Source organism: Bacillus sp. es.034, assembly GCF_002563655.1.
Classification (GTDB): domain Bacteria; phylum Bacillota; class Bacilli; order Bacillales; family Bacillaceae_B; genus Rossellomorea.
Genome location: NZ_PDIY01000001.1, coordinates 3,499,805 through 3,518,017 on the forward strand (window position 1 = coordinate 3,499,805; position 18,213 = coordinate 3,518,017).

Below are 18,213 nucleotides of genomic sequence, written 5' to 3' on the forward strand. Positions count from 1 at the left end.
CCCCTAGTCAGTTGATTTCAAGTGCTCTTTTTAAAACGGCCATTCTCACGTATACTCCATTTTCCATCTGTTTGAAGATCCTTGATTGCTCACATTCCACCAATGAGTCGGCTATTTCCACACCGCGGTTGACAGGTGCAGGATGAAGGATGATAGCGGATGATTTCATCCTGTCTTTCCTGGATTCCGTCAGTCCGAAGCTTTCATGGTATTCCTCTTTCGTCAAGGTCGATGTAATCTCGTGACGTTCATGCTGGATACGCAGAAGCATGATGACATCAGAATCGGTTATGCATTCATCTATTGGCAAATAGTGTGTTCGGTCTGTTGCTTTGAACCATTCCTTTGGACCTGAGAAAAAGACCTCTGCCCCGAGTTTTGTCAGTGCTTCCGCATTGGACCTGGCGACCCTGCTATGGGCGATATCTCCGATTATGGATACCTTGATTCCCTCGAATCGGCCAAACTCCTGATGGATGGTCAACAGATCTAACAGACATTGAGTCGGATGATTTCCACAACCATCCCCACCATTGATCACACTTATATTGAGAGGAGTCAGTTGATCAAAGTAGCGTTCAAGGGAATGACGGATGACGACCGTATCGACTCCTATGCTCTCTAATGTTTTCACCGTATCATACAGGCTTTCACCTTTTTGGATGCTTGATGTTTGGGCTTCGAATGGAATGACTTCAAGACCAAGTTTCCTTTCCGCCATCTCAAAACTGCATTTTGTACGTGTACTTGCTTCAAAGAAAAGATTGGCAGCGTATTTCTTTGTCCCGTACTCCCAAGTTTCCCCCTTTTGAAAACGTTCCGCCTGATCCAGTATTTGAATGATTTCTTCTTTTGATAAGTCATTCATCGTCAACAAGTTCTTCATCATGAGACAGCCCTTTCCTCTCTTCTCTTTCAAAAAAACACCCTGTCATCTTACCGACAGGGTGTTTTTGAACATACCAACCGTGACAGTACGGAGTAATCCCGCATGTCTTGTTCAAATTCACCCTTCTCAGACTCTCTGGACCATGTTAAAAGGTGTTTCTATTTATGCAACATCTTGTTTAGCTTTCTCTTCTTCGAATAAATTGTTACTTCCTTCACTTTCTTCCCTGCCCGGCAGGACAAGGTTCAGGAACACCCCAACGATTGCTGCAAGGGCCATCCCCGATAGGGAAACCTGCTCGTTGATCTTTACGAATGCCCCTCCGACTCCGATGACAAGGATGACACTCGAGATGACTAAATTTCGCTTGTTCCCTAAGTCTACTTTATTATCGATCAACATACGGAGTCCACTTGACGCGATGATCCCGAACAGCAGGATGGATACCCCACCCATGACCGCTGATGGGATCGAACCGATCAAGGCCGTTATCTTGCCGACAAATCCGAACATGATGGCAAGTACCGCCGCCCCGCCGATGACAAAGACGCTGAACACCCGTGTAATGGCAAGCACCCCGATGTTTTCACCGTACGTTGTGTTTGGCGGTCCGCCAAGGAAGGAGGCGATCACAGTCGCTACCCCGTCCCCAAGGATAGAGCGGTGAAGACCCGGCTTTTCAATGAAGTTTCGTCCTACGACTTTACTTAATACCATCTGGTCCCCTGTATGTTCTGCCAAGGTCACAAGTGCAACAGGAACCATGATCCCTACGATTTCCCAAGAGAAGCTCGGCGTGTAGTCGACAAACGGGACAAAGAAGTCAGGCATCTGGAAGAATGGAGCATCGATTACCTGTTGGAAATCCACCAGCCCTGCGAAAACCGCGATGACATATCCTCCGATGATTCCAGCAAGAATCGGGACCATCCCGAGAAATCCTTTGAAGTAAATCGAACAGATGACCGTGATTCCCAATGTGGCAAGAGCCACCATGAAGTGCGTGTTACTGTAAACCAATTGTTCTGCTCCGGGATTTTCATACATGGCCATATTGACGGCCGTTCCGGCAAGACCTAATCCAATCACCATGATGACTGGCCCTACCACAACTGGAGGGAGGATCCTGATCAGCCATTTCAATCCAAGCTTTGATATGAGCAGCGCGACGATTCCGTATACAATTCCTGCGAGGAAGCTTCCCATCATGGCTGCCTCCGGTCCTCCGAGGCTCTTTGCAGCCAGGATCGGTGCGATGAAGGCGAATGACGACCCCAGGTAAGCAGGGATTCTCCCCTTCGTGATCAGGAGATAGGCAAGTGTTCCGAGTCCGCTTGAGATCAAAGCAACCCCCGGGCTTAATCCAACCAGGAACGGGACCAGCACCGTTGCCCCGAACATGGCGAAGAGATGCTGTATGCTAAGTGTAATCCATTTTCCTATATTAGGTACTTCTTCTACGTCTAACACAACTTGTTGATTTTGATTCATGTTTGTTTCCTCCTCAAATACCCATTTTTACCCATTTAAAAACCCTCTTTGTCCTAAAGAGGGCACAAAGAGGGTACAAGAAGGCCTGATTCTACCTTCATTCCCATCCTTTGTCAGCCTCACTGGACCACTCTTAAAAGGACTTCCATTATTCTTTTTCGTGAATGGCAACGATGTCTTCCTGATCGACTTCTGATAATGCGACCATGATTTTTTCAGAACTTGATGTCGGAATATTCTTCCCGACGAAATCCGCCCGTATCGGTAATTCCCTATGTCCACGGTCGACCAGCACAGCAAGTTGAATCTGACTTGGCCTTCCGAGATCCATTAAGGCATCCAAGCCTGCCCGGACCGTTCTTCCAGTGAATAGGACATCATCCACCAGAATGACTTTCTTGTTTGTAATATCAACCGGTAGGTCAGAACCCTTCACTTCCGGTTCGTGATCCTCTGTTTTCGTCGTTAAATCATCACGATAAAGGGTGATGTCGATTTCTCCGACGGGAATTTCTTCCCCTTCAATCGCATGGATCCGCTCGGCTAATCGATTGGCGATATAAATGCCCCTTGTTTTGATCCCGACTAGGATGCAATCTTCAATTCCTTTGTTTCGTTCGATGATTTCATGGGCGATCCTTGTGAGCGCCCTTCGAATGGCGGGTTGATCCAGTACTGTTGCTTTCTTTGTCATTTTCGCCACCTCATTTTCATTATTTCAATAAAAAATCCCTCTCACCGTAGGGATGAGAGGGCACACTTATCGTTATGATCTGATTGCACGCCAAGAAATGTTGGTCGTACACTGCTCCTTCTCAGCCTCACGGGACCGTATTAAAGGTTACTTATTCAATTAACCCTATCATAAAGGCCAGGTCGAAATTTGTCAACGGTTATTTTCAAGATGCTTAACCAATTTCGTGAATTCTTCGGGTAACTCCGCATGGAACTCCATATATTCTTCCGTCCTGGGATGAACAAACCCAAGCACACCGGCATGAAGGGCCTGTCCTTCAATGCTCAATGTCTTTCGCGGGCCATATTTTGGATCGCCCGCCAGCGGGAAACCGATGTATTTCATATGCACACGGATCTGATGGGTTCTGCCTGTCTCTAATTCACATTCAACGAGTGTGAAATCTTTATATCGGTCCAGCACTTTGAAATGTGTGACCGCTTGTTTGCCATTATCGACGACAGCCATACTTTGACGGTCTTTGGGATCCCTGCCGATCGGGGCATCGATCGTCCCGTATTCGTGGGGGATCAGGCCATGTACGATGGCAGTATATTTTCTTGTAACGGACTTGTCCACAAGCTGATTCACCAAATGCTCGTGAGCCATGTCATTTTTCGCTACCATCAGCAATCCCGATGTATCCTTATCAATACGGTGGACAATCCCTGGTCGCAGCACGCCATTGATACCTGACAGGTCCTTACAGTGATGCATCAATCCATTCACCATCGTTCCTGAATAATGACCCGGTGCCGGGTGGACGACCATCCCTTTCGGCTTATTCACGACGATGACATCCCCATCTTCATAGGCGATATCAAGGTTAAGGTCTTCCGGCTCTACATCCAATTCTTCCGGTTCCGGAATCGATACAGTGATGACTGCATTCAACGGACATTTGAAGTTAGGTTTGACCGCTTCTTCATTTACTTTAATATGACCTTCTTTAATCCATTGCTGAACCTGGGAGCGGGACCAATCCTTATTCAACTGGCTTACGACCTTATCGATTCGTTCTCCCTGGTTTTCCTCAAGTATGTTGTGCTGAATTACTTCCATTTTTGTTCTCCTTCTTTGCTTTTCGTTCGTCTAAATACATATAAATCAGTAACAGTGCTACTCCAATGGTTAATGCTGCATCGGCAATATTAAAAATCGGGAAATCATAGGAAAAGATGTATGTATTTAAGAAATCGACCACTTCTTTTCTAAAGACACGGTCAAGAAAGTTTCCAATTGCACCGCCTAGCATGAAAGCAAGACTCAGACTAAACAATGAATGTCCTTTTGCATGGACTTGCATATAATACACGATACCTACAATCACTATTAATGTAATAATGTAAAAAAACCACATTTGTCCTTGGAGTATTCCCCATGCTGCACCTTGATTCCGATGAGAAGTAAGATAAAAAACATTATCTATGATCGAAATGCTTTCTCCCTCGGTCATTCTTCTTACAACCAACCATTTTGTTAATTGATCCAGTCCAATTACAACCAAAGCCACTAAATAATAATACACAAAGGCAACCTCCGAACATCTTTAAATGATTACCTTTGCATTTTAGCATAAACGGGGAAATAAAGACACTTAAACTGGAGAAGAACGATGGAAACGCGGGAGAAATTTACGAATAGGATGAGATCTTCCCAAACCTTCTCCATTCGTATGCATCTTCGATCGTCGTACAGGTCGGGTTCATCATCATGTAATCGAATGGGATTTCTTGCCCGCTCAATTCACAATATCCGTATTGATTATCCCGGACACGACTCAATGCCTGTTTCACCTCGGTGATTTCATCGTTTATATATTGCTGGATTAAAGGGTGTTGAGATTGACTTGCTTCAAGCTCTTTCAAGGATTGTTTAAGCTCTTCTACAATGGATGTGTATCGGTCATATGTCATCTTGATCCCTCCACTTATAGTATGGGGGAAATGACCCTGAATATTGTGTTGCAAGATATAGCAATTATGGAATTAGAAATATGAACGAAAAGCAAAGTTGAACCCTTCTGTATCTCATGGATATCGAAAAAAAGGAGAGAAGTTTGATTACAATAAAGATGCAGGAATGTACGTTTGTCGTCCTGCAGGGCATCTGGCGGTAAGGAAAGCTCGACAAGGGAAGAGGAACCAATCTACAAACCAAACGGATACAAAGGGTGTTATAAGCCCGGCACCAAAACCAAATCATATTCAGTCAGTATTAAATCAGAAGAACATACAAAACAAATCAAATTTCAAAGGAGTGACAACCAATAGCGGTGGAGTAAAGAAAAACTTTATCCCTGAAAATGCAACCTTGGACATTCGCACAGTCCCCAGTGTTAATCATGACGACATTATTAACGCTGCAAAAAATATACCCGAAAAAATGATGAGCTTTACTGAAAGTCTTACTTTTACCATAAATGTTAAAAATAATCCTGCGGTTTGAAACAGATAAACAATGTACGTTTATCAAAAAAATTCAGAAACCGCTTATCATCAAATTATCTTATCAGCCGAAATACAAAGGACTTGATTTTCATAAAGATGGCTCACAGGTAATTCCAAATTTTCCAATTTCATTTATTATCCTTGAACCTGGAGATGACTCGATGGCTCACGTTCGGAATGATCGTATCCCTTCTCCAATCTGTGGCAAAAATAACAGAAATTTTTATTAGCTATATCCTAGTTAGAACTGACTCATAAGAGCAGATCATAGGAATAATAGATTTTTTTCAATCAAATAATGCTTAAACGAAAACAATTGAAACCAAAGAACACTTGGATCTGAAAGTTTATCCAAGCCTTTCTATATGTTCCAATTCTTACACCCCTCATATCCTCATTTTCCCACCAAAAGGAAGAGTCATTCCTCTTTTTTTCCTAGTTTAAAACAATGAAGGAATTCATGAGCCATAAGTCTTGCTAAAACAAAGTTTTGAAAGTATATCCTACTTTATTGAAAATTCAAAAGTTTCAAAAAAATAATTGACTATCAAAATGTTAGGCATTAGAATAATGTTATGGTTTAAATAATAAAACTCAGTACTATAATGTAGAACGATTTTGAAAGGGAGGAGAAATAATGAAACCTAGTATTTTCGGCACGCAATTATTCCCGGATTCAGTAAAAAATTATTTGGAAAGTTATTTCGACCTTGAGATGTGGGAACAACCAGAGGATATCCCTCAAGAATTATTGTTTGAAAAAATTAATGGAGTTGAAGGGGTATTAACATCAGGTATAGAAATTAATGATAATTTTTTATCTAAAGCACCGAAATTAAAAGCAGTAAGCAATATTTCCGTAGGTTACAATAATTTCGATACTGCGGCTATGAAAAAAAAAGGTATTATCGGTACTCACACACCAGGTATTTTAGATGAGACTGTGACAGATCTAATCTTCGGCTTGATGCTTTCAACAGCTAGGAGAATAACTGAGCTTGATTCTTACATAAGAAGCGGCAAATGGTTAGGCGGAAACGATCGTCACATGTTCGGTCTCGACGTTCATGGAAAAACTCTTGGTATTATTGGTCTAGGTAGAATCGGAGAATCTATTGTGAAGAAATCTGTAAGCGGTTTCAACATGGAAGTTCTTTACCATAATCGAAACCGAAAGCCTGAAATTGAACAAAATCTTGGTGCTCATTATAAGGAAATGGATGATTTATTAGCTAAATCAGACTTTATTATTATTATGACACCATTAACAAAGGAAACCTTTCATTTAATTGGAAAAAAGGAATTTGAATTAATGAAAGATACAGCTATTTTAATTAACGCTTCGAGAGGAGCAACTGTTGATGAACAGGCTTTGATTCATGCCTTAGAAACCAAAAAAATATATGGTGCCGGTCTGGATGTCTTTGAACAAGAACCAATCCATTCTACTAATCCTTTATTGAGGCTAGACAATGTTGTCTTAACTCCTCATATCGGCTCTGCTACTGAAAGTACAAGAAAAGACATGGCTCAGCTTGCAGCTGAAAATTTAGTTGCTGCTTTAATACATAATAATCCTTCTAACGTTGTCAATGAGCTGAGAAGTATTGTAAAAACATAAAAAAGGAGATGAAGAAAATGAAAAAGTCATGGTTGATTTGCATATTTATGATTTCAATTCTGCTAATTGCAGGATGCAGCTCATCAAATGGCAGTAAAGAAGCTTCTACAGAAGCAGCAGAAAAAAAGGTGGATTTCCCTACTAAACCTGCAACGCTGATTGTTCCCTATTCAGCTGGAGGCGGAACAGATGCAGTTGGACGAGCTATCGCCAGTGCTGCTGAAGAACACTTAGGTCAATCAATCGGTGTTGTTAATAAAACAGGCGGCGGCGGAGCGGTGGGTATGTCTGAAGGCGCTAACTCTAAACCTGATGGATACACTATGACGATGATTACAGCTGAAGTCACTATGCTTCCGCATTTAGGTTTAACTCCTATCACATACAAGGATTTTAAGCCTATTGCTCAGTTTAATTTTGACCCATCTTCCCTTGTTGTTCCAGCTGATTCTCCTTATAACACAATTGATGATTTCTTAAATGATGCTAAAGCAAAACCAGGAAAAATCCGGATTGGTAATGGCGGAACTGGTGCTGCTGGACATTTATCAGCAGTAGCAATGGGAGATGCAGTTGGGGCTGAATTCAGCCACGTTCCTTTTGATGGAGGTGCTCCTGCAGTAACTGCTGTTCTCGGCGGTCACGTTGAAGCTGTTGTAGTTCAACCGCCAGAAGTACTTGCACAGGTTAAAGCTGGAAAGTTAAAAATTCTTGGAATTATGGCGAAGGATAGACTTGATATTTTACCAGACGTACCTACATTCAAAGAAGCTGGATATGACTTTGGTGAAATTGGGGTCTGGAGAGGTGTTACTGTACCGAAAGATACCCCAGATGAAGTAGTAGCTATTTTAACAGATGCCTTTACGAAGGCTGCAGAAGAGCCGAAGTTTAAAGAGTTCATGGAAAATAACGGACTAGGCTTAGTCATTAAAGACGCAAAAGATTTTGAACAATTAATGGCTGACAGCCACGAATTATATGGGGAATTAATCCCACGCCTCGGTCTTGGGAAAAATTAGTTTAAACATGTAATAAATAGAGAGCTGGGAGAAGATATCTAGCGAATCAGGTCAAACTTCTCCTGGCTCTTTAATTATTCATTATGAAATAACTCAGTAAGGAGGATTTATTTTGAAAAATGAAAAAATTATTGGGAGTTTAATCTGCTTTGTCATTGCCGGTCTCTTTTTTGTATTAAGTTTGGATTTTCCTTCCGTAGGGCAACCAAAAGATGTTGGTCCTGCTTTTATGCCTAAATTATATGCAGGATTTTTAGTCTTCTTCTCCCTCATTCTTCTATTTCAAGGATTAAAGAAAAAATTAAAAAGTACTAACTCTGAACCATCGTACGAAAATATGGTTTTAGTTGCTTGTACCATGATCTTAACTATTGGATATGTCTTTTTAATCCCATTTCTTGGGTTTTATCTTATCTCTTTCATCTTCATGGCATTATTTTTAAAGTTTACCCGTGTTAAAAGTATCCTGACGATTTTACTTGTACCGGCAGGAAGTACCCTTTTTATTTTTATTTTTTTTCAGAAAATGCTTCATGTCCCGGTACCTACTGGAATACTATTCTCTTAATATTGAGGTGATATGATGGATTTATTATTACAGGCTTTACCAAATCTATTGGATATTAAAGTGATTCTAATTTTGATAGCCGGTGTAGTTGTAGGAACAGCTATCGGGTCGTTACCGGGGTTGACTGCGACAATGGGAGTTGCTCTAATATTGCCTATAACATTCGGAATGGGTGCGGTAACGGGAATCTTGCTACTAGTTGGGGTCTACTTTGGATCGATTTATGGGGGGTCGATTGCTGCCATTTTATTAAACACTCCCGGGACTCCTGCATCAGCTGCTACTGCCATCGACGGCTATGCAATGGCTCAGCGGGGACTTGCCTATAAAGCATTAACGGTTTCAACCTTATCTTCAGTAATAGGTGGAGTTATAAGTGTTATTGTACTTATTTTAGTTGCTCCTCAGCTAGCGGTATTTGCACTAAAGTTTAGCGCTCCTGAATCCTTTGCCTTGGCAGTTTTTGGATTATCAATTATTTCAAGTATTGCAGGACGCTCCCTTATAAAAGGATTCATTATGTGCTTTGTCGGGCTTCTCATAGCTTCGATTGGAATGGATCCAGTTGGAGGGTTTCCAAGGTTTAACTTTGGCTCCACTAACTTAATGAGCGGGGCAAACTTTATTGCCATTATGATTGGTTTGTTCGCCGCCTCCCAAGCATTCCAAACGGTAGAAGATTCACTTAAGACCTCTACAATTATTCAAGAAATTCATAAAGTTAAATTAAAGTGGAGTGAATTTAAATCTTTGATCGTTACAATTTTGAGATCTTCAGGGATTGGAACTTTTATTGGTATGATACCAGGTGCTGGCGGGGATATTTCCTGTTTTGTGGCATATGGTGAGGCAAAAAGATTTGCGAGAAAAACTGATAAGTTTGGTGAAGGAGAAATAAAAGGTGTAGCAGCACCAGAAGCGGCTAATAATGCTACAACTGGCGGGGCTATGATTCCCCTCTTAACTTTGGGTATTCCTGGTGATGCTGTAACGGCAGTCATGCTTGGTGCATTAATGGTTCAGGGATTGCAGCCAGGACCTCTGCTTTTTGAACAGCATCCTGATGTCGTCTATACTTTATTTCTAGGAATGCTGTTAGCAAATGTATTGATTTTAGTCATTGGTTTACCAGCTATTCGTTTGTTTGTAAAAGTCCTGAGCGTTCCTAAAATTGTTATTGCTTCCATTATATTAATCTTGTGTGTAATCGGATCTTACGCGCTGGGTAATAATATGTTTGATGTATGGGTGATGTTAATCGCAGGATTAGTCGGATATTTTATGAATAAACATGACTACCCTGCCTCACCTGTAATCCTTGCTTTAATTTTAGGTCCGATGATGGAATCAAATTTCAGAAGGTCTTTACTTATCGGGGAAGGTGATGTGTTCATCTTCTTCACAAGACCAATTTCTGCTGTTTTGATAGGATTAGCGGTTATTACATTGTTTACCCCTATAATTAAAGATCAATTTATTAAAAAAGATAGCACTAGTAATAAGGACTCAGAAGATAGAAAAGTAATTTAAGATGGTTGATAAAAAGAACCGGGCAAATGCCCGGTTCTTTTTATCAAAAAATTTAAATGGTTTGTATACGACTCCCGATGAGTTTGTATCAATGGTAAGAGGCTTTAAACCGCTATTGTATCTTTAATATATGGAATGGTTAGAGGTCCAATAGGCATGACCGCCATCCTCGTGGGGTCTCCGTACCTTCCTAATAATCTTCAACCGTCTTTTCGATCGAATCAATCGACAGAAACATAGCGTTCTTAACATCTTCTTGTTGTAAACATAAATATACATATACATCCGCCCCCACCTGAATGAGTGCTTGGTTTTGTACCTGTCACTGAATATAGAAAAGCTAGGATCATCGATCATCTTTAGAATTTCTTGAGGCGTTGCTTGCATTTTTTAAATTTCTGCATAATTCCCTGATTCGGCAGTCAGGAGGTAAAGAGGATCATTAGAAGTTTGTTTTTCGTTCACTGTCTCTAAAATAGCTTTCTTTCACTACTGATGCACAGCGTTTGCAAAGAGTTGGATGATCCTTATCCTCACCTACTGTTGTAGTAACGACCCAACAGCGGTCACACGTTTTGCCATCGGCTTTTTCAACAACGATGTTGTTTTCACCAAGGTTTAACGCGTGCTCTGGTGCCTCGTTTACCGCTCCACCGATTTCAATGGCGGATACAATGAACAACTGCTTTAAGTCCTCTTTGATGGAATCGAGCAATTTTTTCGTTTCCTCATTTACGTAAAGGGTCACTTTAGCAGTCAATGACTTACCGATCACCTTCTGATTACGTGCTTCCTCAAGTGCTTTTAAAACATCATCCCTTAATTCTAAGAATGTGTTCCATTTTTTCTTCAATTCATCCGCATTTGCGAGTTGTTGTACTTCAGGCATATCGGTCAGCTGAACACTTTCGCCCTCTGCACCCGGGATGTATGCCCAAACCTCATCTGCTGTATGGGAAAGGATTGGGGACATGAGTTTTGTAAGGGCCACCAGACTTTCATACAGTACCGTCTGAATCGCTCGACGCTCATAGTGATTTTCTGACTCGATATACAGTACATCCTTTGCAAAATCGAGGTAGAATGAACTCAAATCCAATGTGCAGAAATTATTGACTGCATGATAGATGCTTGCGAATTCATATTTATCGTACGAATTTTTCACATTCTTCACAAGATCATTCAGCTTCACAAGCATAAATTGATCCACTTCTCTTAATCCATCAAAGGATACCGCATCTGTTTCAGGGTTAAAGTCAGAAAGGTTCCCCAATAAGAAACGATAGGTATTACGGATCTTACGGTAGACTTCAGCCACCTGCTTCAAGATTGGATCAGAAACTCGAACATCTGCCTGATAATCAACAGACGCTACCCAAAGACGAAGGATATCCGCTCCAAGCTGTTTCATAACCTTTTCCGGGACAACGACGTTCCCTAATGATTTACTCATCTTTCTTCCATCACCATCAAGAGCAAATCCGTGACTTAACACGCCTTTGTATGGAGCTTTACCCGTTACGGCTACTCCTGTCGTCAATGAAGAGTTGAACCAACCGCGATACTGGTCGGATCCTTCCAGATAAAGGTCTGCAGGACGCTGCAAGTCATCTCTTTCCTCAAGAACTGCCTGATGGGAAGATCCTGAATCGAACCAGACGTCCATGATGTCCTGTTCTTTCGTGAATTTCCCGTTAGGACTACCTTCATGCATAAACCCTTCAGGTAAGAGGTCTTTTGCTTCTTTCTCAAACCAAATGTTTGATCCATGATCACGGAAAAGCTTGGACACATGATCAATCGTCTCATCTGTAATGATCTCCTGACCATTCTCAGCATAGAATACCGGGATCGGCACTCCCCATGCACGCTGACGGGAAATACACCAGTCTCCACGGTCTCTGACCATATTGAATAGACGTGTTTCTCCCCATGCGGGAACCCATTTCGTATCCTTTACAGCCTGGAGTAATTCTTTACGGAATTTATCGATGGAAGCAAACCACTGTGCCGTCGCTCGATAAATAACCGGCTTTTTCGTGCGCCAGTCATGCGGGTATGAGTGAGTGATGAAGTTTAACTTCAATAATGCCCCGGCTTCCTGAAGCTTTTCTGTGATTGGTTTATTTGCCTTATCATAAAATAAGCCTTCAAACCCCGGAGCTTCTGAAGTCATAACCCCTTTATCGTCGACAGGACATAATACATCCAGTCCGTATTTCTTCCCTACAAGGAAGTCATCCTCCCCGTGCCCAGGAGCTGTATGGACACAGCCGGTACCTGAATCAGTCGTAACATGCTCACCAAGGACCACAAGGGAGTCACGATCGTACAGGGGATGTTTTGCCACGATATGTTCGAGTTCTGCACCCTTGACCTTTTTGATAACAGAATGGGTTTCCCATTCAAGATTCTCCGCAACGTCTTCAAGCAAATCTTCGGCTACGACATAGCTGTTTTCCTTCACATTTACAACCACATAATTCAAATCCGCATGTACAGCAATCCCAAGGTTCGCAGGGATCGTCCACGGTGTAGTCGTCCAGATCACGAGTTGGGTTCCTTCTTTAAGGACATCCTTACCCTCTGTAACGGCAAAACCTACATAAATGGACGGGGAACGCTTGTCCTGATACTCGATTTCTGCTTCTGCAAGGGCTGATTCACTTGATGGTGACCAGTAGACAGGCTTCTTCCCTTTGTAGATATAACCCTTTTTCGCCATATCACCGAAAACTTTGATTTGCTGGGCTTCATATTCAGGTTTTAATGTAATATACGGATTTTCCCAATCGCCACGTACACCTAATTGCTTAAATTGCTTGCGTTGGTTATCCACTTGCTCATAAGCATACTCTTCACATAATTTACGGAACTCGGCGATCGTCATCTCTTTACGCTTTACGCCTTTATTCGTTAACGCCTGCTCGATCGGCAGACCGTGAGTGTCCCAACCAGGAACATATGGGGCATGGAAACCGCTCATGGATTTATAGCGTACGATAAAGTCTTTCAGGATCTTATTCAATGCGTGACCCATATGGATATTTCCGTTGGCATATGGAGGACCATCGTGAAGGACGAATAAAGGACGATCACTCGTTCTTTCCTGTACCTTTTGATAGATGTCCATCTCTTCCCACTTTTTCTGTGTATCCGGTTCACGCTTCGGTAAGTTCCCTCTCATCGGGAATTCCGTTTTCGGCATCAGTAATGTATCTTTATATTCCATGAAATCATCCTCCTAATCATTTCTCTTAATTGCCATCATTTCTATATCCTTCACTTCTTAATCAGGCAGGGTGAACTTTCCTTTTTTACAAAATAAAAAAAGCTTTCTCATCCCTGAATAGGGACGAGAAAGCCTTTCCCGCGGTACCACCCTCATAAAGACCGAAAATGGCCTTCACTTGTTGATTCGTAACGTGAATAATTCGCCGCTCATTACTCTTCTGGTAGGAATTTCATGAGCAGGGCTCGAGGGTGATCTTCCGGGCTTTTTCCTTGTCGGGCTCACACCGTCCCCGACTCGCTAGAAAGGATTCATCATAAGTACGTACTGTCCCTGTCTTAGCCTTTTAATGCAATTAAGATTGTTGTTCAATTATATGAAAGTATTGCTCTTTTCGTCAAGACAATGTCTCTTCTTCTTTTAAAGTTTTTAAATCTGTTGCGTCCAAATCGAATTCCATTAACTGATCCCAGTCATTTGTATCCAGAAGATCAAGCTGTGCTTCGATCAACATTTTGAAACGAGTACGGAACACCTTTGACTGCTTCTTGAGTTCTTCTATCTCAATGGCAATCTTACGGGCTTTGGATAGTGATTCATTGACGATCCGATCGGCGTTCTTCTCGGCTTCCTTAATGATCAGCTTTGATTCTTTCATTGCATTCCGCTTGACTTCTTCCCCTGCTTCTTGAGCGATGACGATTGACTTGTTTAACGTTTCCTCGATGCTTGTAAAATGACCTAAACGTTCATTCAAGGAGTTTAAACGTTCTTCCGTTTCTTTCTTCTCACGGATCAGAATTTCGTAATCTTTAATAATCTGATCTAAAAATTCATTAACCTCGTCCTCATCATAACCACGAAAGCCACGACTAAATTCTTTATTATGTATGTCTAATGGCGTTAAAGGCATGGGAGCCACCTCCAGTACTTGGTGAATTACATATTTATTATAACTAAAATTTCGACAGTATGCGGGAGAATTCCTTTATTTTTCTTAAATTATTTCAGAATCCCCACAGAGATTCGCCATTTATCCCGTTTTGTTCTTCCTTCAACGGACAATACCTTACTTCTTCCGTACCCTCTGGCAGATAGAACATCGGAAGCTTCGACTTCAAAGGAGGGATTTTCAACTGATTTCCAATTCACTTTTACATGCCCGCTTTTGATCAAGGTTTGAGCCTTTTGGCGGGAATCATTATAGATGGCTGCAAGTATAACGTCCAGCCTCATCGAACTGACGGTCGTCGTCATCTCCTGCCATTCTTCCCGACTTTCCAATCGTTCCCTCCGTGGAATATCCTTTAAAGAAATCTTGGCTTTCCCTATTTGGGTCAGTTCCATCAGGACATAATCTGCAATTTCATCTGCCAGCATCAGTTGAATGGTATCCTCACCTGTCAGGATATCCCCGAATTTATCCCTTTTCAACCCAAGTGACATCAAGGTCCCTAATACCTGTCTATGTTCTATTGTAACAAACTTCGACGGGTACTGTATTTCAAATAACCGGATTCCAAAATCTTCTTCCTCTGGCTGAAAATAAGGGGGATACAATAAAGCCCGTTTCCGTTCCGAATTTTCAGGGTAAAACGATAGAATGATTTCATCGTTTTGACCAATGATGGACTCGACAATATGCTGCTGTCTCGGGTCCAAAAAGTCCGTTCGTTTCGCTGTATATTGATCTTCCACTGTCTGCTTCCACTGGAGTACCGCATCTACAAACTCCTTCTCATCCGGCCTGAAATGTTGATAGATCGAAGACATACTTTCACCCCCTCTCGTGTTTTACCCAAAATAAAAGGACCGAAACTGTTTGACCGGTTTCAGTCCTTTATAGGCAACTTTCCTTATCATAGCTCTGATCAAATGAGCCATCTAAATAATTGGTACAACCCTGATTGGGCCAGATTCAGTACAATGAATGCCACAATCGGTGAAATATCAATCATACCGATCGATGGGACAAAACGTCTAAATGGTTCTAAATACGGTTCGCAGATCCTTGCAAGGAACTGTCCGATCGACGTCTCCCTGGCATTCGGGAACCAGGACATTAAAATATAAATGATTAACGCCCATGAATATAGTTGGATTAATTTAGACAAAATTTCATAAAGCATTACCATAGTTTACATTACCACCTCGAGTCTGATAAATCTTCCTCTTTTAAGAACTCAGAAATATTTCCGCTCACTTCAACATTGTCAGGTGTGCACAGAAAAATATTATCGCCTACACGTTGAATGTCGCCGCCGATTGCATACACCGTCCCACTGAGAAAGTCGACAATACGCTTCGCCTGGTCATGCTGAATCCGCTGCAGGTTCACAAGGACTGAGCGTCGATTCTTCAGATGGTCTGCAATTTCCTGGGCCTCTGCATATACTCTTGGTTCTACAAGAATCATCTTGGAAGATTTCTGGACACTCTGAAGGCTCACAACATTTTGTTTTGAATTTGAAAGCTGCGACTTCATGGGCTTTTTCTCCTCGTATTCTTCTTCATACTTTTCTTCTTCATATTCGTATTCATCTTCATCCAGCAAAAAGAACGTTTTAAACTTTGACTTAATACCCATTTGTATTCATCCCCTCTCAGTCATTTCCAACTAATGCAGTTCCAATACGAATAAATGTGGCACCCTCTTCAATTGCAATCACATAATCGTTGCTCATTCCCATGGATAACTCCGTACATGGGGCATATGGAAGATTAAGTGAACGAATTTCTTCCTGAATGGCCTTCAGCTGCCTGAAACAAGACCTTAAGAAAGGTTCATCATCCGTATGGGGGGCCATCGTCATCAATCCTACGACGTTAATATTGGATAAGCCTTTTAAACTGCCGACAAATTCTTTCACTTCATCAGGAGAAATACCATGTTTGGATCTTTCTCCGGAAACATTCACTTGAACGAAACATGACACAGGCTTATCCGCTCTTTTATGAATTTCTTTCGCCAATGACAGACGATCCAGGGAGTGTATGTATGATACTTTATCAATGATGTTTTTGACCTTCCTTGATTGCAGGGAACCGATGAAATGCCACCGGGCCTTGTCCCGTAAAACATCCCACTTGGAGATCAGACCCTCATCCCGGTTTTCCCCTAAGTGAAGAAGCCCTGCTTCAACCGCTTCTTCTGCACGGTCGATGGATACGTATTTCGTGACCGCAACAACATTAACGTCTTCTATCCTTCTGCCGCTGCGTTCACAGGCCCGTTGGATATTTTCATTGATGTGTTGAATATTTTCAGATACCTTCATCTTATTTCTCCTTCCAGCCAATAAAACTCATCATTCTTCCCGTTTCTCCACCGTCTCTTCTATAAGAGAAAAATTCATCGTGACAGGACGAACATAAACTGGAAGTATGGATTTGGTCGGAATGCAATCCGGACTGAACCAAGAGCTGATGATTTAACTTCTTCAAATCCAAATTGTACTGTCCCTCTTCCTTTAAATTATAGGGTAAGTTGTTTTCATCTTCTAGTGTTTTTTTCACTTTATCAATCACATAATCATCCACCATATAGCAATCTTTACAGATGGAAGGGCCTATCACCACTTCCATTGAAGACAGGGAGGAACCTCTCCTGATAAACGCACCGACCATTTTCGGCCCTATTTCAAGGACCGTCCCCTTCCATCCCGCATGTGCCAGACCGATTGTTCCGGTCAACGTGTCAAGGAAATAAAGGGGGACACAATCTGCATAACACATCGTTAATAGAAGGTTTCTTTCCCCTGTCAGGAATCCGTCGGTATCTTTAATGCTGTTATGATAGCTCTCTGCACCTTTTCCTCTGTCCTCATGGCTCACGAAAGAGATATTCTTCCCATGTGTCTGTTCAGCAGCCACGAAGGTATCAAGAGGCATATCCAGAGAGGATGCAAGAAGATGGCGATTGTGAATGACTGATGCTTCCTTATCTCCTACATGAAGCCCCATATTGAATGACTGAAAAGGTCCTTCACTTATTCCGCCACGATTAGTGGTGATGCCCGCGACGAGATCCGGTTTTTTTTTCGTCCAATTTCCAATGGAGTAATATGAGTTTGTCTCTGTTACAAAAGGCTCTTTCGACACGGTGAATCTCCCTCTTTTTTTATTTAGTGTACCATAGTCCATTGAGATTCGTCATGTATCGGGGGATTGTTTCGGTTCCTGAAGCTGTCCTTGAATGTAATGGCTGTCTTTATATCTGACAAGAATGACGTCTTCCCCAATCTTTACGATACTGCTCCATGGAATCACGATATCTTCGTCTTTTCCGAAAAACCCCAATATCTTTCCACCAGTGCCTATCACGATCGCCTCGATTCTTCCAGTATCCAGATTGATCTCTATGTCACCGATATTCCCCAATTTCCGCCCATCTGAAATACTGACAACATCCTTCACCTGGAATTCTGATATACGCACCAAATTCTTCACCCTCTTTTCATGTTGATTTTTGATCGGTTCTTCACTTTGAATGCATACAGGTATACTCTTCACCTTTTAAAAGTAGATATTATCATTGTATGCAACATAGAAAAAAGGCAGACCTTCCCGAGGGAAATCGGCCTTTTTCTATGCTTGTCGCCTCTGGGTAAAGCCCTTCCGCTTTTCTCTGTCCAGCTCCGGCGGCTTGCCCCTCGAGGTCACAACTGAAAAATC

The 18,213-nt window shown here is 41.9% G+C and carries 18 protein-coding genes, 1 pseudogene and 1 other annotated feature; of the genes and pseudogenes, 5 read left to right on the forward strand and 14 right to left on the reverse strand.

The annotated features are described in order from the left end of the window. Positions 1 to 7 precede the first annotated feature (7 nt). From ATG71_RS17815 to ATG71_RS17840, 6 genes are all read right to left on the reverse strand, one after another. Positions 8 to 886: an aspartate carbamoyltransferase catalytic subunit gene (locus ATG71_RS17815; RefSeq protein ID WP_098441892.1), complete on the reverse strand. Its 879-nt coding sequence runs from the start codon at positions 884 to 886 to the stop codon at positions 8 to 10. A gap of 165 nt (positions 887 to 1,051) precedes the next feature. Then, complete coding sequence (locus ATG71_RS17820; RefSeq protein WP_061809823.1) at positions 1,052 to 2,380, reverse strand: solute carrier family 23 protein; 1,329 nt, start codon at positions 2,378 to 2,380, stop codon at positions 1,052 to 1,054. Between the two features lie 148 nt (positions 2,381 to 2,528). Then, entirely contained in the window at positions 2,529 to 3,074 is a 546-nt protein-coding gene (gene pyrR / locus ATG71_RS17825) for a bifunctional pyr operon transcriptional regulator/uracil phosphoribosyltransferase PyrR (RefSeq protein ID WP_034755802.1), read from the reverse strand. Between the two features lie 192 nt (positions 3,075 to 3,266). Then, complete coding sequence (locus ATG71_RS17830) at positions 3,267 to 4,178, reverse strand: RluA family pseudouridine synthase (protein ID WP_034755805.1); 912 nt, start codon at positions 4,176 to 4,178, stop codon at positions 3,267 to 3,269. Then, entirely contained in the window at positions 4,150 to 4,644 is a 495-nt protein-coding gene (lspA, locus tag ATG71_RS17835) for a signal peptidase II (protein WP_034755807.1), read from the reverse strand. The genes ATG71_RS17830 and lspA overlap by 29 nt, the downstream gene beginning before the upstream one ends. Before the next feature lie 106 nt (positions 4,645 to 4,750). Then, the gene (locus ATG71_RS17840) at positions 4,751 to 5,032 is read right to left on the reverse strand and encodes a hypothetical protein (protein WP_098440823.1); all 282 of its coding nucleotides are present in this window, start codon (positions 5,030 to 5,032) and stop codon (positions 4,751 to 4,753) included. Between the two features lie 91 nt (positions 5,033 to 5,123). Here ATG71_RS17840 and ATG71_RS23830 point away from each other — a divergent pair. The 5 genes and pseudogenes from ATG71_RS23830 to ATG71_RS17870 all read left to right on the forward strand — a co-directional run. Further along, positions 5,124 to 5,380 (forward strand): annotated as a pseudogene (locus ATG71_RS23830) (IS5/IS1182 family transposase); the annotation flags it as partial. A gap of 823 nt (positions 5,381 to 6,203) precedes the next feature. Continuing rightward, the gene (locus ATG71_RS17855) at positions 6,204 to 7,187 is read left to right on the forward strand and encodes a 2-hydroxyacid dehydrogenase (protein ID WP_098440826.1); all 984 of its coding nucleotides are present in this window, start codon (positions 6,204 to 6,206) and stop codon (positions 7,185 to 7,187) included. Positions 7,188 to 7,204: 17 nt separating this feature from the next. Continuing rightward, positions 7,205 to 8,209 carry a tripartite tricarboxylate transporter substrate binding protein gene (locus ATG71_RS17860; RefSeq protein ID WP_286163051.1) on the forward strand — a complete coding sequence of 335 codons (1,005 nt, stop codon included), beginning with the start codon at positions 7,205 to 7,207 and terminating at the stop codon, positions 8,207 to 8,209. A gap of 112 nt (positions 8,210 to 8,321) precedes the next feature. Continuing rightward, positions 8,322 to 8,777 (forward strand): tripartite tricarboxylate transporter TctB family protein, encoded by a 456-nt coding sequence (locus ATG71_RS17865; RefSeq protein WP_179886576.1) that lies wholly within the window; start codon positions 8,322 to 8,324, stop codon positions 8,775 to 8,777. Positions 8,778 to 8,789: 12 nt separating this feature from the next. After that, the gene (locus ATG71_RS17870) at positions 8,790 to 10,307 is read left to right on the forward strand and encodes a tripartite tricarboxylate transporter permease (RefSeq protein WP_098440829.1); all 1,518 of its coding nucleotides are present in this window, start codon (positions 8,790 to 8,792) and stop codon (positions 10,305 to 10,307) included. 442 nt (positions 10,308 to 10,749) lie between these two features. Here ATG71_RS17870 and ileS read toward each other — a convergent pair whose 3' ends face one another. The 8 genes from ileS to ATG71_RS17910 form a co-directional block, all read right to left on the reverse strand. After that, complete coding sequence (gene ileS, locus ATG71_RS17875; protein ID WP_098440830.1) at positions 10,750 to 13,539, reverse strand: isoleucine--tRNA ligase; 2,790 nt, start codon at positions 13,537 to 13,539, stop codon at positions 10,750 to 10,752. A gap of 116 nt (positions 13,540 to 13,655) precedes the next feature. Then, positions 13,656 to 13,888: a binding site (T-box leader), on the reverse strand. Positions 13,889 to 13,936: 48 nt separating this feature from the next. After that, on the reverse strand, positions 13,937 to 14,452 hold the full coding sequence (locus ATG71_RS17880; RefSeq protein ID WP_034755815.1) for a DivIVA domain-containing protein: 516 nt from the start codon (positions 14,450 to 14,452) through the stop codon (positions 13,937 to 13,939). A gap of 89 nt (positions 14,453 to 14,541) precedes the next feature. Beyond that, on the reverse strand, positions 14,542 to 15,312 hold the full coding sequence (locus tag ATG71_RS17885; RefSeq protein WP_098440831.1) for a YlmH family RNA-binding protein: 771 nt from the start codon (positions 15,310 to 15,312) through the stop codon (positions 14,542 to 14,544). Between the two features lie 98 nt (positions 15,313 to 15,410). Continuing rightward, positions 15,411 to 15,674 carry a YggT family protein gene (locus tag ATG71_RS17890; protein ID WP_034755819.1) on the reverse strand — a complete coding sequence of 88 codons (264 nt, stop codon included), beginning with the start codon at positions 15,672 to 15,674 and terminating at the stop codon, positions 15,411 to 15,413. Positions 15,675 to 15,682: 8 nt separating this feature from the next. Next, the gene (locus ATG71_RS17895) at positions 15,683 to 16,126 is read right to left on the reverse strand and encodes a cell division protein SepF (protein ID WP_060669857.1); all 444 of its coding nucleotides are present in this window, start codon (positions 16,124 to 16,126) and stop codon (positions 15,683 to 15,685) included. 16 nt (positions 16,127 to 16,142) lie between these two features. Further along, positions 16,143 to 16,817: a YggS family pyridoxal phosphate-dependent enzyme gene (locus ATG71_RS17900; protein ID WP_098440832.1), complete on the reverse strand. Its 675-nt coding sequence runs from the start codon at positions 16,815 to 16,817 to the stop codon at positions 16,143 to 16,145. Position 16,818: 1 nt separating this feature from the next. Beyond that, a complete protein-coding gene (gene pgeF, locus ATG71_RS17905; RefSeq protein WP_286163052.1) occupies positions 16,819 to 17,640 on the reverse strand; it encodes a peptidoglycan editing factor PgeF in 822 nt (273 codons plus the stop codon). Positions 17,641 to 17,691: 51 nt separating this feature from the next. Next, the gene (locus ATG71_RS17910; RefSeq protein ID WP_034755825.1) at positions 17,692 to 17,979 is read right to left on the reverse strand and encodes a YlmC/YmxH family sporulation protein; all 288 of its coding nucleotides are present in this window, start codon (positions 17,977 to 17,979) and stop codon (positions 17,692 to 17,694) included. Between the last annotated feature and the right edge of the window lie 234 nt (positions 17,980 to 18,213).